The following is a 13,563-nucleotide window of genomic DNA, read 5'->3' as shown; positions in this document are numbered from 1 at the left end:
TAATAATATTCGTATCTCTACGTAATTATAACCTCTCAATTTGAGATAATTTTAGTATATAATACGGGTTTAATACTTAATTTTGAAAACCTATACAAAATATATGAAAATACTTCACCTCGATACAAATCACCCTCTACTTTTAAGTCAACTTGTAGTAGTTGGTTTTCAAAATGATGAAGATTATACTTCTACAAAAGAAGAAATCGAATCCAAAATTCATAATTATAGTGGGATTATCATTCGTAGTAGATTTAAAATTGACAAAATATTTTTAGACAAGGCAAAAAACCTAAAATTTATAGGTCGAATAGGTGCCGGATTAGAAAATATTGATATCCAACATGCCGAGAAACTAGGGATCAAACTATTTAACGCACCAGAGGGGAATCGCAATGCTGTGGGCGAACATACATTAGGAATGATATTATCGTTATTTAATAAATTAAATAATGGAGATCATAGTGTACGAAACGGACAATGGCTTCGCGAAGAGCATCGTGGTGTAGAACTAGATGGAAAAACGGTGGGTATTATCGGGTATGGAAATATGGGTAGAGCCTTTGCAAAAAAACTACGTGGTTTTGCAGTCGAAGTTATTTGCTATGACATTAAAGATGATGTAGAAAACAGCGATGCAACACAAGTAGAACTTGATGAGCTTTTTGAAAAAACCGACGTTTTAAGCCTGCACACTCCTGAAACCTCTAAAACTATTGGCATGATCGATACAACATTTATTAATAGATTTAAAAAACCGTTTTGGTTGATCAACACAGCTCGCGGAAAAAGTGTAGTTACCGAAGATTTGGTTAAAGGTATAGAAGAAGGAAAAATAGTAGGAGCAGGTTTGGACGTTTTAGAATATGAAAAATCATCTTTTGAAAATTTATTTACTTCAGAAAATGACATGCCAAAAGAATTTAAGAAACTCCTTAAAATGAATAATGTGATCTTAAGTCCGCATGTTGCTGGTTGGACTGTAGAGTCTAAAGAAAAATTAGCCCAGACAATCGTTGATAAAATTAAAGCAGAGTTTTGTTAAAACAAGTATTTACTAAATTATTATCAAACTACACTCAGGATTCAAAATATATTGAGTCCTTGTGGGGTCATATTGTTAAACAACATAGTAAAAAGACCAGATACTACCATAATCTGTCACATCTAGACCATCTTTATCATAATTTGGTTGAAGTCAAAAACGAAATCAAAGATTGGGATATGGTTTTATTTGCTTTGTTTTATCATGATTATATTTACAACATACTAAAACAGGATAATGAAGAACAAAGTGCAAAGAAAGCAATAGAAGTGCTAAATTCATTATCGATAAACAAAAATCGTATCACTCTTTGCTATGATATGATATTGGCCACCAAAGGGCACAACAATTCTGAAAGTAGTGATATCAACTATTTTACTGATGCAGATCTCTCTATATTAGGAAGTGATTCGAAAAACTATGAGACTTATTACAAAAACGTAAGGAAAGAATATAAATACTATCCTGATTTTATGTATAACAAAGGAAGAATCAAAGTTTTAAATCATTTTATAAATATGCCAGCTATCTTTAAATCTGAACACTTCTATAAAAGGTTTGAAGCTAATGCAAAACAAAACCTTCAACAAGAAATTGATTTGCTTTCAAATTAAATTTCAGTTTTACTACATTTATAGAGTGAGGAAAACAATTTTTACTTTTGCCGCTTTAGTCTTAGCAATACTAGCTCTTTTTCAGTTAAGTAAATATACTGTTATTGCAGGTGATACATCAATAGAAACTGTAATTGCCATAATTGCTGTTATTTTTTTTGTAATTGGCATAGTTATAAATAAAAGAGTCTTACACAAAAAGAAAAATCCTGCACAGGAAATAGATTATCAAAAGATTGAAGAACTGGGGTTAAGTAAACGAGAATATGAAGTATTATGCCAGATTGCTATGGGATTATCAAATAAGGAGATAGCCGAAAAACTCTTTGTTTCAGAAAGTACTATAAAAACTCATGTTTCTAATATGCTGGTAAAACTTGATGCAAAACGACGTACTCAAGCTATACAAATTGCAAAAGAGCTACAAATTATACCTCTTTAAAGTATTTCGACCTCATATATTCTAAATTTCATACTTTAGTATGAATGCTATTTACTAGCCTAAATTTACATTTGGGTCTAACAATAAATACATATAAATCAATGAAAAATACAATTATACGTTATGGGTTACGAAGTGCCATTTCTATATGTCTATTAGCACTTGCAGGATGGTTTTTAGGGAAAAACCTGGATTATTCTATTCAGGAGGTAATTGGATATGCCGGTATAATAGTATCGTTACTTTTTGTGTTCCTTGGCATTAAACATTATCGGGATAAAGAAAATAATGGTATTGTTTCCTTTGGAAAAGCATTATTGATCGGTATACTTATCACTCTTATTGCCGCTTTGGCGTTTGGGATATTAGATGTAATTTATATCAAATATATAAATCCGGATTTTATGACAGAATACTATTCGCATTACGTTGAACAAATGAAAAATTCTCTCCCAGAAGCCGAACTTAAAATTAAATTGGCCGAGTTAGAAGCCCAAAAAGAGTTATTTTCTAACAGGTTTATGAGCTTCTTTTTAATGTTTGCAACGGTATTTATGATTGGATTTATAATTTCATTAATTTCAGCACTAATACTACAACGTAAACCAATACCAGGTAATTAACAATAAAAAATAGTATGCAATACAAAGCCAAAACACCTGATGAGTATATAGAGGCTATTCCTGAAGAAAGAAAGGAAGTCATGAGTATGCTTAGAAAAGTAATAAAAGACAATCTTCCCAAAGGATTTTCTGAAGAGATTAGCTATGGTATGATAGGATATGTTGTACCGCACAGCTTATATCCAGATGGGTACCACTGTGATCCCAAATTACCTTTACCCTTTATGAATATTGCTTCGCAGAAGAATTTTATAGCAGTCTATCATAGTGGTATTTATGCAAATCCCGAATTAATGAACTGGTTTGTTGGTGAATATCCTAAGTATGTAAAAACAAAATTAGATATGGGTAAAAGTTGTATCCGTTTCAAAAAAATAGATCAGATTCCGATGAAATTGATCGCAGAATTATCTAGCAAAATGACTCCGCAAGAATGGATTGCAATGTATGAATCTAAAGTAAAAAACAAATAACAATATAACTATGAAACGAGTAACAGGAATAGGGGGTATATTTTTTAAAACAGTTGATCCAAAAAAAACAAAAGATTGGTACAGGGATCATCTGGGTTTTAATACAGATGACTATGGTTGTACATTCTGGTGGAAAGACAAAGAAGGTAACGATTGTTCTACACAATGGAGTCCTTTTAAAGACGACACCACTTATTTTGCCCCAAGTAAGAAAGAATTTATGATGAATTTCAGAGTAGAAAACCTAACCAAACTTCTCGAAGTTCTTAAAAACGAAGGAGTAACTGTTATTGATAAAGTAGAAGAATATGAATATGGTAAATTTGGGTGGATTATAGATCCAGAAGGTAATAAAATTGAGCTTTGGGAACCAGTCGATAAAGCATTCTTATAAAACCCTAACAAAAAAAGGTTGGCTATGTAGCCAACCTTTTTTATATATAATTTCATTTAGAATATTACATAAAGAATAAAAGAGATGCTACTATCATCCAGCAGCCAACGATTATTCCTACGATACCTAGCTTACCTTGTTTAGGAGCTAGTTTTTCTCTAAGGCGATTTGCTTTTTCTTTTGCCTCTTCACTTTTGGATAAAAAATATTTACTGATGAGACCAAATCCAAGCATAAATCCTAATGCTGCAGAAACAATATTTCCTGCTAACAAGGTTATCCACCAAATAGGATATGTTGTAAGCCACCCCAGGTTTAAAATTGCAGAAATAATACCCCAAATACCCCAAATACAAAATATAAATCCAATCCAACCCTGGTAAGGTTCAATTTTCTCTAAAAGCTCTTTTGCATTTGGTTTTTTAGATAATAGTAATGATGGTACTGCAAGAATACTTAAAACGATTAATGAGATTCCCCATATCATAGTTTTCAAATTTAAAAGGTTAGTGTTTGTTTTTTTATTCAAAGTTGTTATACCAAATATAACAATAAATATGACTTATCAAAATTTACCCTACTATAGTTATCCTATATACTAATAATTTATACTTATAAATATTCTTACTAATCTTCTGATTTTTAATTGATATTTTTTTGTAATTTTCTCCAAACTAATAAATCTTTTTAACAACATGAGTGAAGAAAACAACAACCTAGGGGACGATATAAAAAAAGGAGCAGAAGAAGCGGCAGAAGCAGCAAAAGAGTTTGCTAGTGATGCCAAAGAAGCAGCCAGTGATTTTGCTGAAGAGGCTAAAGAACTTGTTAATTCTGCGGATAACAAAAAAGTTCTTGCCGGTATTTTAGCAATTTTTTTAGGATGGCTTGGAGTTCATAAATTCATTTTGGGGTACCAAAAAGAAGGTTTTATTCTACTGGGAATAACTTTAATCTCATTTCCTCTAATGTGTTTAGGTATAGGAATATTAACTATATACGTTCCATCGATTATTGGTCTTGTAGAAGGTATTATGTATTTAACAAAATCTGACGAAGAATTTTATCAAACCTATCAGGTTGGTAGAAAGCCTTGGTTCTAATAATAAAAAGCTGGAAATTTTAACTTCTAGCTTTTTTATTTCATTTTGTTATCGTAATATTGCGATATTATAATATTAATTATGGGAATTACCAAGACGCAAATATTCGATCAACAACAAAATGAATTAGCACAGTTTTTCAAAATATTAGGCCACCCTGCACGTATTGCTATTCTTCAATATATTAGTAAACAAAATACATGCATATGTAATGATTTGGTTGAAGAAATAGGATTGGCGCAGGCTACGATATCTCAGCACCTTAAAGAATTAAAAAGCATAGGATTACTCAAAGGAGAAATCGAAGGCAAAAGCATGTGTTACTGTATCGATATCGATCGATGGACTGCTTTGCAAAAAAATCTAAACTCATTTTTTAATACCACCAAAAAAAATTGTTGTTAAACTTTATTAATCATTAAAAATCATGAATACATCAGACTTTATAACGCTATTAGCAGAACATCAAGATAAATCATTACTATTCGAATATGCTCCGGGAATGTTGGTAGGGACTAATTACCATATTACCGAAGTAAAACATATTACCGTAGATGCCGTAGATTGCGGCGCTGGTACCGATTTCTGGAAAGAAACTATTATTCAACTATGGGAAAGCCCAGGTGAATTAGGTAAATCAGACTATATGAGTACCTATAAAGCTCTGGCAATATTAAGAAAGGTAGGAAAGATGAAATCTTATGAAATGGATGCTGTAGTAAAAATAGAATATGGAAATACTATGTTTCATACTGCACAATTGCACATTGCAGATTTTGAAATTAAAAAAGATCAATTAATACTGAAACTTACTGTAAACCCTACAGACTGCAAAGCAAAAGAAGTATGTGGAATTACAGAAACTAATGCTGAAGAAGCAGCTTCTTGCGCCCCAGGTAGCGGTTGTTGTTAGATGGATTCTACAATAAAAATAGCATATTTTACCGAAGAGGATTGGCCCGCGATCTCTGCGATCTATAAAGAAGGAATTGATACAGGAGTTGCCACCTTTGAAACCCAGTTACCTACTTGGAAAGCATGGGATGTTTCGCATTCAAAACCTTGTAGAATCAAGGCTATTCGTAAAAATACTATTGCAGGCTGGGCAGCGCTGTCCCCAACCTCGAAAAGAGAAGTGTATAAAGGAGTAGCAGAAGTTAGTATTTATATAACACAAAAATATAGAGGTTTGGGTATAGGTAAACTACTTTTATCCAAATTAATTGAAGAAAGCGAAAAAGCTGGATTCTGGACTCTACAAGCAGGGATATTTAGAAATAACAAAGCGAGTGTTGATTTACATAAATCTTTAGGATTTAGAGAAATAGGATATCGAGAAAAAGTGGCAAAATTAGATGATATCTGGCACGATAATATCCTCTTGGAACGGAGAAGTAAAATAATTATATAACCACAATAAACACCACAAATTCTCTTATAAAAAGAGAGTAACTAAAAACAAAAACACTTATGAATATTTTAGTATTATGCACAGGTAATTCTTGTAGGAGTCAAATGGCAGAAGGATATTTAAAGCATTTTGCCAAAGACAATGCAACTATTTATAGTGCGGGAGTAGAAACCCATGGAGTAAATCCCAGAGCAATAGCTATTATGAAAGAAGATGGTATTGATATCTCTACTCATACTTCTAATAATCTAGATGAATATCTGGATATACAATTTGATTTTATTATTACCGTGTGTGATAATGCCAAAGAAAGATGCCCTTTCTTCCCCGGTAAGGCAGAACGATTGCATTATAATTTCTTTGATCCATCAAAGGTAGAAGGTACAGAAGAAGAAATTCATATCGCATTTACAAAAACCAGAAATCAGATTAAAGAATATTGCAAAGATTTTGTAGAGAAAAATATATTGAAAACGGTATCGTAACAGTACTGATTTGAACTCTCTGATAGCGTTTCTAAGTCGTTACATCTATAAAACCTTGTAGGTTATATTCCTCTGGATAAATAAAGAAGGGCAGCACAAAAGTTAACTTTTATGCTGCCCTTTTTTAAAACTTTCTTAACTAATATCAATTACACATAAAGAGTTGTTTTTTAATACTCTATATACATTTTGAAAAAATAAAATCGATTATTTTTCTACTCTAAACCCAGGTTTTGCATAATTTTCGGGAATATTCTCTGGTGGTACAGTTAATACATTTCCATCTCTTATTGCTTGATAATGAGGAGACAATATTTCGATTTCGGCATCATGAAGTGCATTCTTTAAATTCTCATGTAGCATCGAATAAATCAATGCTGCTTTTTCAGGGGTTTTGGTATACGCATTGATTTCATAGTTTACATAAAAATCATCAAGGCTTTTAATCAATACAAATGGTGAAGGATCTGGTAAAATCAAATCTGTTTTTTTTGCTCCATCTATTAAAGCTTTCAATACATTATTACTAGGAACATCGTATCCTATAGTAACCGAAGTATGTAATATAATTCCAACATCATCAATAGCATTTTTACTAAAATTAACAATGTGATTTCCCAGAATAGAAGAATTGGGAATAGTAATATCTAAATTTTTAATAGTTTTTACTCGTGTCACTAATAGACTTCGATCTGTAATATCTCCTATAGTCTCTCCTATTTGTACGCGATCTCCTACTTTAAAGGGGCGCATATACGTAATTACAATACCTGCTACGATATTAGAAATAGCAGAAGTAGATCCCAAAGAAAATAATACCCCAAAGAAGATAGATACTCCTTTAAATGCCGGAGAATCTGAACCTGGTATATATGGGAAAATTATAATTACCGCAAATGCAATAATAATAACTCTTAGCAAATTAAATGTCGGGCGTGCCCAATCTGCGTGAAACCCTTCTAATCGAACGGCTTCTTGTTCTAGCTCATTCGTAACATATTTTAAAAACCTAAGTAAGTATTTAGTAATAAAGAAAATAACAACTATAAAAAATAAATTAGGAATAAACCCGATAATACCGTCATACAGAAATAACAATGGCTTTTTTATATATCCCAAAACAGTATCTGCATATACCTTGGTTTGCGGAACCAAACTAAACATAAAAGGAAGATATAAAATCAAAAAGGTAACACTTATGGTTATTCTAAATAATCTAATTACAATCTTGAGAATATGGCGTTCTCTTCTTGGAGTAATAAACTTAAAAAATTGAACAGCCTTATTACTACTAAAAAAAATATTAGTCTCTAATGCACTAGCCTTTTTTTGCAACCATCTAAAAATCCTACGCATTACATAGAAGAAGAATAAAACCCCAACAAGGGCAATAGCAAAATATATGTATTCAATAACCATAACCTAGTTAATTAAGTCAATTCGAAACACTACTGAAGTTACTTTAATTTTTGCTTTTTTAAAGACTAAACGAGAAAAAATTATCAAAAAAATCTAATCTTAAAAACAATGTATGTCGAGAATCTTATTTATCACCGTTTTTAAAATACTTCTGCTCTAATTCTGCCTGAAATTCTTCCATAACAGGTTTTACAGTACTATCGGGGAGATCGGCGATACGAATATACATCAAACCATCAACCGCATTATTAAATAATGGATCAACATTAAATGCTACTACTTTAGCATTTTGCTTAATATATTTTTTAATTAAAACCGGGATACGAAGACTTCCTGGTTCTACTTCATCGATAATTTTATCAAATTTATTGAGATCACTTTTACTTTCATCAAAGACAAAGTCTTTATCTGCATCTTTTAGCTTTACCTTAAACTCTTTTTTAGGCCTAACATATTGTGCTACATAAGGATCATAATAATGAGATTTCATAAACTCTATCATCAGAGATTTAGAAAAATTACTAAACTTATTGCTAATACTAACTCCTCCTATAAGATATTTATGCTCTGGGAAACGAAGTGTACAATGTACTATACCTTTCCAAAGTAAAAATAATGGCATAGGACGTTGTTGATACTCTTTAATAATAAAAGCCCTACCCATTTCGATAGATTCATTCATCATTTTATGTAACTCTGGTTCAAACCTAAATAAATCCTGAAGGTAAAATCCATCAATACCACGGTTAGCATAAATCTGTGAACCCATTCCCATACGATATGCTCCAACCATTCTTTTGGCCTCATTATCCCATAGAAACATATGGTGATAATATTCATCAAAAGGATCCAGATCCAACGAATTATTAGTTCCTTCGCCAATTGCTCTAAACGTAATTTCTCTAAGTCTCCCTATTTCACGAACTACATTTGGAATATGCTTTTTCTTTGCCAGAAAAACTTCATAATTCTTACTGATCAATAATCGTTTATCATGATCTCTACAGTATTGCAACTCTGATTCTATGGCATTGATATTACCTTCGACAGCTATTTCTTTAGGTGATTTTGGTAATTTCAAATTTTGAGGAATTGATTCTCTTAATGTCTTTTTCTCAAAAGGATTGGCTAGCATATACGTTTTCTTACGTAAGAAATTCGTAAAATCCTCAAGATTAGTATGCTCTTCCTGATCTTTTACCGAAACCGGATTACCAATTCGCACTTTGATAACTTTATTTTCCTGAGAAAAAAGTTCACTCGGCAATTTGGCTGTTCGTAAAATATCACTTATCGAGGCCAGGCGATAAAAAAGCCTGCTATTACGAGCATGAAAATATATAGGAATTACAGGAACTTTTGCTTTTTGAACTAGTCTCATCGCACTAGGTTCCCATGGTCTATCTACATAATTCTTTCCTTCTTTAAAAGTAGATACCTCTCCCGCCGGAAAAATACCTAACGGCTTCCCTTCTCGAAGATGTAAAATAGCTTCCTTAATTCCTTTATGACTAGACTTTGCTTCTTTTCTATCCTCAAAAGGATTGACAGGCATAACATAAGGCTCTAAAGGCTTAAAACTATGTAATAAAAAATTTGCGATAATCTTATAATCAGAACGATGTTCAAGCATTAATTTAAGTAATACTCCTCCATCAATTCCGCCAAGTGGATGATTTGACAATGTAATAAACGGTCCTTCTTTTGGTAATCGTTTTAAATCTTCTTCGGGAATTTCAAAAGTAACACCATATAAATCAAGTGTTGTATTTATATATTCCAACCCTTTTAAATGGCTAAGTTTATCATACTGTCGATTTATTTTTGATATTCGGGTAGCCTTAAGAATCACCCAACCAATAAAGGTGCCTATAAAACCAAATTTATCCATTTTGAGCCCCGCGGCTACTTCTCTTGCTGTGACTATGGGCATTAAATACAATTTGCGCTAACTGCAAATATAGCAAAATCCTTGAATTGATATCACTAATCTCGGGATACCATTTGATAAGTCTCTCTGGTTATTTGTTTTAGCAAAATATCTTTATTTTTTTCTAAAGAGGTAATAGCTTCATTTGTAAAGTGTCTAATCGTAAATAAAGACACATTTGTATTATAAGTAACTCTAAATTTTGCTTTAAGTTTACCTAAAAGTTTTTCAAAATGATCAAACTTATCGTCAAGGCATACCGAAAAACTAATTGCAGAATTCTGAATCAGATCTACTTTTATATGATATTGATGAAAAAGACTAAAGATCTCACTAATATTATTTTCGACAATAAATGAAAAATCTAAAGAAGAAAGCGAGACTAAAACCTGATTTTTCTTTACAATATAACAAGGTAAATGAGGGTCTAATGGTTGACCTTTCTTTACAGAAGTCCCTTGATCGACAGGATTAAGAAATGACTTAACATATAGCGGTATTTCTTTACGCTGTAGAGGTTGAATCGTTTTTGGATGAATTACAGATGCTCCATAAAACGCTAGTTCTATAGCCTCTTCATAAGAGATATGAGAAAGTAATTGAGTTGTATCAAACACCCTGGGATCTGCATTAAGAACACCAGGCACATCTTTCCAGATACTTACGCTATCTGCATTTAAACAATACGCCAAAATCCCGGCAGTATAATCACTCCCCTCTCTGCCCAAAGTCGTAGTAAAATTATTCTCATCAGATCCGATAAATCCCTGGGTAACACTAAGGCTATTTTTATTGACCTTCTCGAGTATCAGGTGTTGAGTAGTTTGCCAATCTACTTCAGCGTCTCTATAGGCAGTATCTGTTTTAATAAAATCTCGTGCATCTAACCACGTATTTTGATATCCTTTATGATTTAGATATTCGCTTACAATAGTAGTAGAAATTAACTCTCCATAAGGTACTATTTGATCATAGATATAATCATATTGAGTTGATTTATTTCTATCTAGTGTAGTTTGCATATCTAATAAAAGGCCTTCAATTTTTTTAAAAACTGGGTGTTGTTTGTTTTCAAAAAGTGCTTCCAGAATTTCGTTATGATATATCTCTAGATCCCGAAGTGATATTTTAAGCTCCTTGCTATTGTTAGTATACAATTCGACAATATGTTCTAAAGCATTAGTGGTCTTACCCATTGCAGAAATAACAATAACAAGATTAGAAAACCCTGTTTTCTCAAGTACATTAAGTACATTTTTCACTCCATTAGCATCTTTTACAGATGCCCCTCCGAATTTAAAAACTCTCATTAACCAAGTGTTTCTTTACTATTAAATTAGGTAATGTTAAATTGAAAGCATTATGATTTTGATACGAATTTATTAACTCCATCCTGATCCATTTGAACCAAGTACCAATCTTTTAAAAGCTTTGCTCCACTTTTTTCATAAAAATCAATAGCAGGAGTATTCCAATCCAAAACAACCCATTCTACTCTTCGCACTCCTTTTGATTTAGCGTATTTTAATACTTCTTTGTATAATGCACTACCCAAACCAGTTCCTCTCATAGATTCTTTAACAATAAGGTCTTCTAAATGAACAGAGCGCCCTTGCCAGGTAGAAAATCGATAATACACCAGAGCTATTCCTACTATTTCATCCTTTACCTCGGCCACAAAACAATGAAAAAGTGGATGGTCTCCAAAACCTTCACGTATAAGCTCTTCAACAGTTATTTCTACTGCATCAGGTTCTTTTTCAAAAATTGCCAATTCCTGAATCAAACCCAGTACTTGGGTCATATCTTCCTCTCTGGCATCTCTAATCACATAATTCATAAAAAAAGTTTATCAAAACTATAAAATATGAACCAGAAATCAGACAATTTTCTAATGTTATGTAGTCACATAATATGTTTTTACAATTCTTAATGAAGTTTAATAATTAAAACCTCCGAAAACGTTATAGTTACCTAAAAAATAATACTTTTGCAGCAACTAAAATTCACCATAAATGACAAGAAGAAATCAAACCCTAGGAGAATTTATAATAGAAAACCAAAAAGATTTCCCATATGCTAGTGGAGAACTTTCTCGTTTGATCAACTCTATTCGATTAGCTGCAAAAATGGTGAATCATGAGGTAAATAAAGCAGGGTTAGTAGATATTACAGGAGCTGCCGGAGAAACCAATATACAAGGTGAAGACCAGCAAAAACTGGATGTTTTGGCTAATGAAACCTTTATTAATACGCTTACAAATAGAGAAATTGTATGTGGAATTGCTTCTGAAGAAAATGATGAATTCATTACTATAAAAGGGCAAAAAAACGACCATCGCAATAATTATGTGGTTCTTATGGACCCTTTGGATGGAAGTTCTAATATAGACGTTAATGTTTCTGTAGGAACCATTTTCTCGATTTATCGCAGGATAACCCCTACGGGAACTCCCGTAACTCTGGATGATTTTTTACAACCCGGTAATTTACAAGTGGCAGCAGGATATATCATTTATGGAACCTCTACTATGCTTGTGTATACTACAGGTCATGGTGTGAATGGTTTTACATTAAACCCTGCGTTAGGAACATATTACTTATCACATCCAAATATGAAATTTCCGGATAACGGAAGTATATATTCGGTAAATGAAGGAAACTATATTCATTTTCCACAAGGGATTAAAGATTATATTAAATATTGTCAGGAAGAAAAAGAGGATCGCCCATACACTTCTCGATATATTGGTTCTCTGGTGAGTGATATTCACCGTAATATGATAAAAGGAGGTATCTATATGTATCCAAATACTTCAAAATCTCCTAATGGAAAACTTCGTTTATTATATGAATGTAATCCTATGGCTTTTATAACCGAGCAAGCAGGCGGTAAAGCTAGTGATGGATACAGACGAATTATGGACATCAAACCAACTCAACTACACGAGCGTACTCCTTTTATTTGTGGTAGTAAAAATATGGTCAAAAAAGTAGAGTCATTTATGAAATAAGTCTAAATAGATCAAAATAACCTTATTTTTTACTATCCTTGTATATCGAATATTTGTATTTTTATAAAACTTCGTATACCCTCACCCCAAATTTAAAAGTAAAACGTACAACACAATCTTTTTAAAAGAATAGGATTTTGAATTGATGAGATTAACATTATCGCCATTATAGCGACTTTTTTAACGTTTTTATGTTAATTTTACGTAAGTTCAAAATTAAGAATCTAATAAACCGATTAAAATGGCTAAAGAAAATAAAGCTGTTGAAGAAAAAGTTGCTGATGACCCTTCTTCAAAAATAGAAGCAATAAAGAATTTGATCTTTGGGGAAAATATTGCTGCTTATAATTCAGAGTTTGAGAAAGTAAAAAAAGAAATTACTTCAAAAAAGAAAGAACTTGAAGACTTTATCGATGATACGCGTAAAGAGCTAAATCAAGCAATTGACAACCTAAGTACAGATATAAATATCAGAATCACCGAATTAGAAGATAATCTAGCTGATAAAACTGATATGCTGGATACCAAAAAAGTTGATAAAAAAACGTTGGGAGACCTTCTTATCAATCTTGGTGAAAAAATCAACCAAAAATAATCCAATCTATCCAAA

18 protein-coding genes are annotated in these 13,563 nt (G+C 32.1%); 13 read left to right on the top strand and 5 right to left on the bottom strand.

Annotated features, from left to right (window positions below; all coding sequences use genetic code 11):
* The first annotated feature begins 103 nt into the window (after positions 1 to 103).
* From NNH57_RS19455 to NNH57_RS19430, 6 genes are all read left to right on the top strand, one after another.
* Positions 104 to 1,045, top strand: coding sequence for a 2-hydroxyacid dehydrogenase (locus NNH57_RS19455; protein ID WP_074405494.1), 942 nt, complete (start codon positions 104 to 106; stop codon positions 1,043 to 1,045).
* Positions 1,039 to 1,659: an HD domain-containing protein gene (locus NNH57_RS19450; RefSeq protein WP_132066177.1), complete on the top strand. Its 621-nt coding sequence runs from the start codon at positions 1,039 to 1,041 to the stop codon at positions 1,657 to 1,659. Before NNH57_RS19455 ends, NNH57_RS19450 begins: the two co-directional genes overlap by 7 nt.
* Positions 1,660 to 1,684: 25 nt before the next feature.
* Positions 1,685 to 2,101, top strand: coding sequence for a response regulator transcription factor (locus NNH57_RS26495; protein ID WP_106794815.1), 417 nt, complete (start codon positions 1,685 to 1,687; stop codon positions 2,099 to 2,101).
* A gap of 101 nt (positions 2,102 to 2,202) precedes the next feature.
* Positions 2,203 to 2,724, top strand: coding sequence for a DUF4199 domain-containing protein (locus tag NNH57_RS19440; RefSeq protein WP_074405496.1), 522 nt, complete (start codon positions 2,203 to 2,205; stop codon positions 2,722 to 2,724).
* A 14-nt stretch (positions 2,725 to 2,738) separates the two neighbouring features.
* Complete coding sequence (locus NNH57_RS19435; RefSeq protein ID WP_074405497.1) at positions 2,739 to 3,197, top strand: DUF1801 domain-containing protein; 459 nt, start codon at positions 2,739 to 2,741, stop codon at positions 3,195 to 3,197.
* A 10-nt stretch (positions 3,198 to 3,207) separates the two neighbouring features.
* The gene (locus tag NNH57_RS19430; RefSeq protein ID WP_074405498.1) at positions 3,208 to 3,591 is read left to right on the top strand and encodes a VOC family protein; all 384 of its coding nucleotides are present in this window, start codon (positions 3,208 to 3,210) and stop codon (positions 3,589 to 3,591) included.
* Positions 3,592 to 3,655: 64 nt separating this feature from the next.
* Here the strand turns inward: NNH57_RS19430 and NNH57_RS19425 are convergent, their stop codons facing one another.
* Entirely contained in the window at positions 3,656 to 4,078 is a 423-nt protein-coding gene (locus NNH57_RS19425; RefSeq protein ID WP_074405499.1) for a hypothetical protein, read from the bottom strand.
* Positions 4,079 to 4,286: 208 nt separating this feature from the next.
* Between NNH57_RS19425 and NNH57_RS19420 the strand changes: the two genes are divergently transcribed.
* The 5 genes from NNH57_RS19420 to NNH57_RS19400 all read left to right on the top strand — a co-directional run bounded on the left by NNH57_RS19420 (position 4,287) and on the right by NNH57_RS19400 (position 6,590).
* A complete protein-coding gene (locus NNH57_RS19420; RefSeq protein ID WP_074405500.1) occupies positions 4,287 to 4,694 on the top strand; it encodes a TM2 domain-containing protein in 408 nt (135 codons plus the stop codon).
* An 81-nt stretch (positions 4,695 to 4,775) separates the two neighbouring features.
* Positions 4,776 to 5,099, top strand: coding sequence for an ArsR/SmtB family transcription factor (locus tag NNH57_RS19415; RefSeq protein WP_025665769.1), 324 nt, complete (start codon positions 4,776 to 4,778; stop codon positions 5,097 to 5,099).
* 22 nt (positions 5,100 to 5,121) lie between these two features.
* Positions 5,122 to 5,607 (top strand): DUF6428 family protein, encoded by a 486-nt coding sequence (locus NNH57_RS19410; RefSeq protein ID WP_074405501.1) that lies wholly within the window; start codon positions 5,122 to 5,124, stop codon positions 5,605 to 5,607.
* Entirely contained in the window at positions 5,608 to 6,105 is a 498-nt protein-coding gene (locus NNH57_RS19405) for a GNAT family N-acetyltransferase (protein WP_108808007.1), read from the top strand.
* A gap of 59 nt (positions 6,106 to 6,164) precedes the next feature.
* A complete protein-coding gene (locus NNH57_RS19400) occupies positions 6,165 to 6,590 on the top strand; it encodes an arsenate reductase ArsC (protein ID WP_074405503.1) in 426 nt (141 codons plus the stop codon).
* Between the two features lie 207 nt (positions 6,591 to 6,797).
* Here the strand turns inward: NNH57_RS19400 and NNH57_RS19395 are convergent, their stop codons facing one another.
* From NNH57_RS19395 to NNH57_RS19380, 4 genes are all read right to left on the bottom strand, one after another.
* Entirely contained in the window at positions 6,798 to 8,009 is a 1,212-nt protein-coding gene (locus tag NNH57_RS19395; RefSeq protein WP_074405504.1) for a mechanosensitive ion channel family protein, read from the bottom strand.
* Between the two features lie 124 nt (positions 8,010 to 8,133).
* A complete protein-coding gene (locus tag NNH57_RS19390) occupies positions 8,134 to 9,942 on the bottom strand; it encodes a GNAT family N-acyltransferase (protein ID WP_074405505.1) in 1,809 nt (602 codons plus the stop codon).
* 53 nt (positions 9,943 to 9,995) lie between these two features.
* Entirely contained in the window at positions 9,996 to 11,249 is a 1,254-nt protein-coding gene (locus tag NNH57_RS19385) for an aspartate kinase (RefSeq protein ID WP_108808008.1), read from the bottom strand.
* A 50-nt stretch (positions 11,250 to 11,299) separates the two neighbouring features.
* On the bottom strand, positions 11,300 to 11,779 hold the full coding sequence (locus NNH57_RS19380) for a GNAT family N-acetyltransferase (protein ID WP_074405507.1): 480 nt from the start codon (positions 11,777 to 11,779) through the stop codon (positions 11,300 to 11,302).
* Between the two features lie 175 nt (positions 11,780 to 11,954).
* On the opposite strand from NNH57_RS19380, the gene fbp reads away from it, so the two are divergent.
* The gene (gene fbp / locus NNH57_RS19375) at positions 11,955 to 12,953 is read left to right on the top strand and encodes a class 1 fructose-bisphosphatase (RefSeq protein ID WP_074405508.1); all 999 of its coding nucleotides are present in this window, start codon (positions 11,955 to 11,957) and stop codon (positions 12,951 to 12,953) included.
* A gap of 241 nt (positions 12,954 to 13,194) precedes the next feature.
* The gene (locus NNH57_RS19370) at positions 13,195 to 13,548 is read left to right on the top strand and encodes a fructose 1,6-bisphosphatase (RefSeq protein WP_024769913.1); all 354 of its coding nucleotides are present in this window, start codon (positions 13,195 to 13,197) and stop codon (positions 13,546 to 13,548) included.
* Positions 13,549 to 13,563 lie beyond the last annotated feature (15 nt).

Origin of the sequence: Aquimarina spinulae (assembly GCF_943373825.1) — a bacterium.
Lineage (GTDB): Bacteria > Bacteroidota > Bacteroidia > Flavobacteriales > Flavobacteriaceae > Aquimarina > Aquimarina spinulae.
The sequence above is the reverse complement of the archived record's forward strand: the minus strand, read 5'-3'. Positions and strand labels throughout refer to the sequence as shown.